This window comes from Bartonella sp. CE47NXGY, from assembly GCF_042195415.1.
Taxonomy (GTDB): domain Bacteria; phylum Pseudomonadota; class Alphaproteobacteria; order Rhizobiales; family Rhizobiaceae; genus Bartonella.
Window position 1 is genome coordinate 1 of the sequence record NZ_JBHIOI010000103.1, and the last position, 2,105, is coordinate 2,105.

Below are 2,105 nucleotides of genomic sequence, written 5' to 3' on the forward strand. Positions count from 1 at the left end.
ACTGAATCTACAGTGTGAATCCCATTTTTATTTTACTTAACAGCTTGCTTTTTGATACGTTTTGTGCAATAAAGAGATGTTCTTTTATATTTCGGTTATTTCTTTTAATCGTTTATTTAGATCGCTAGCTGTTTTGATAATAAAAGCCGTGTCTTAAAGGACGCGGCTTTTTTGCTATAAAGCAGCCCCCCGCCCCGTTATTTACGCTGCTTTATCATCACCACAAATATCTTCAGAAATTTTTTGATTGCCATTAACCACGGCATTGCCATAAATCTTTACATAGATAGGTGGTGCATAGCCATCTGTACGAGGCTTGCTATAAACCGTTGCCTGATCAAAAACATGAGCATTTCCATAAACCTTTACATGCTCAGAAATAGTAGCCCTGTCATAAACCTGCGCATCATCGTAAATCTCAGAAAATCCATAAATACAAGCATTTCCATAAACGCGTGCATTTCCATAAACCCTGCCAGTTACATGCGCATAATCAGAAACTTTTGCATTATCAGAAATATGACCAAGAAAAGAGACCTGAGCATTATCACAAACAACTGCATTGCCAAAAACATTACCATTAACCATTGCGTTATCACAAATTTTTGCATTATCAGAAATTTTTGCATTATGAAAAACCTGAGCATTGTCACAAACAATAGCGTTGCCTGATATTTTTGCACTTTTATAAACACGTGCATTATTACGCACTTGTGCATTTTCAGAAACAACAGAATCCATAGCAACCATGGCGTTATCATAAACCCAGCAATCACCATCATGTGATAAGCTTTTTTCGTTTTCAATAACGCCACCGAGATCACCTGCTTTAACATCTGCAAAATCTCTTAATGCTCTTATACGACGTACAGTTTTTCCCTCAGGAATACGGTGGATTTCATCTGTGAGTTCATATTTTTTGGATACATTTTTAGTGGTCATAGGTAGCTCCCTAATCTAACATTTGAATAAATTTTTGAATGAAATGGTTATAAGGAGGCGCCCCCGCCGCGCCCGCGCCGTTATTTAAGCTGCTTTTACAATAGCATTTGTTAAAACGCGCTTGGCTTCTGTCGTAACCAATTTGTAGTGATCAAGCTCTTTTTGTAGATCATTTACATACGATAAACGCGCAGCAATCATTCCCAAAACTTTACCAATTCCCTCAGGAGCTTTTAAACTTTCATAAGAAAATAAATCATTATCTCTAGAGAATAAATCATGATTTTTTGATTGGCTTTTTAATTCATAAAAAGCTTTAACAAGCGCCTTTTTAAATGCACGCACCGTATTATTATTGCGCATATATGTCATGAGCAAAGTTGCTTGTGATTCATTAAGGATTGCGATTTCTCTTTTTTGACATCCGCCATTTGTTTTAAAGGGTACGATCTCAAATCCAACCCTTCCAAACTCTTCAAAATCTTTAATATTTTTACGTAGCAATCTAATAACAGTAGCATGGCTATTACCCACACCCTCTGCAATTTTTAGAGAATTTGTAACTGCAACGCCATCATCATTGATTGTAACTAGATCTTTCATTGAAAAAACCTTTCTAATAGTTAGTACGTTTTTGATTTAAAAACCCTATAAGGGCATCGGGCGCTCAAAAACACGGCTATTAGTCCGTCGCTATGCTTTTCCCTCGCGAAGGGTATTGTATGGCATAGCTACACCCGATGTAATCAATATATGCTAATAATAGCATAAAAAACAATCAGTATTTTAAAGGCATGGGAAAGGTTGTTACGTAACCCATCCGCTAATAGCTAAGTGTTTTTGAAGCACTTGTGATTCGTTTAACAGAATGACTTTTTAAAGTCAATACGTATTTTTTATTTTTTTCAATTTTTTTCATTTTGATACCTACCTAATTGAATACCAAGTGCTTTCTCTAGCTCGTTGTCTATATCATCATAAGTTTTCACTGCTTTAACTGTACGTTTTTTGATTTCCCTATTCACCTCGTCTATCAACGCTTCGCAACTCAATACGCTTCTTGGCAAATCACCACCGTATATCCAAGCTTTCACTTGCGCCTTGGTACTGTAATCAACATTCTCAGGCATCTCATGATACTGACCACCGTCAAATTCTTCATA

General features: G+C 36.3%; 3 protein-coding genes. All 3 read right to left on the reverse strand.

All coding sequences use genetic code 11. The features are described 5' to 3' along the window. Nucleotides 1–201: 201 nt before the first annotated feature. On the reverse strand, nucleotides 202–942 hold the full coding sequence (locus ACFIL3_RS09790) for a hypothetical protein (protein WP_375682185.1): 741 nt from the start codon (nucleotides 940–942) through the stop codon (nucleotides 202–204). 84 nt (nucleotides 943–1,026) lie between these two features. Next, on the reverse strand, nucleotides 1,027–1,545 hold the full coding sequence (locus tag ACFIL3_RS09795; RefSeq protein ID WP_375682186.1) for a Rha family transcriptional regulator: 519 nt from the start codon (nucleotides 1,543–1,545) through the stop codon (nucleotides 1,027–1,029). Nucleotides 1,546–1,847: 302 nt separating this feature from the next. Next, nucleotides 1,848–2,105, reverse strand: a 258-nt coding sequence (locus tag ACFIL3_RS09800) for a hypothetical protein (RefSeq protein WP_375682187.1), incomplete at its 5' end; no start/stop codon positions are given.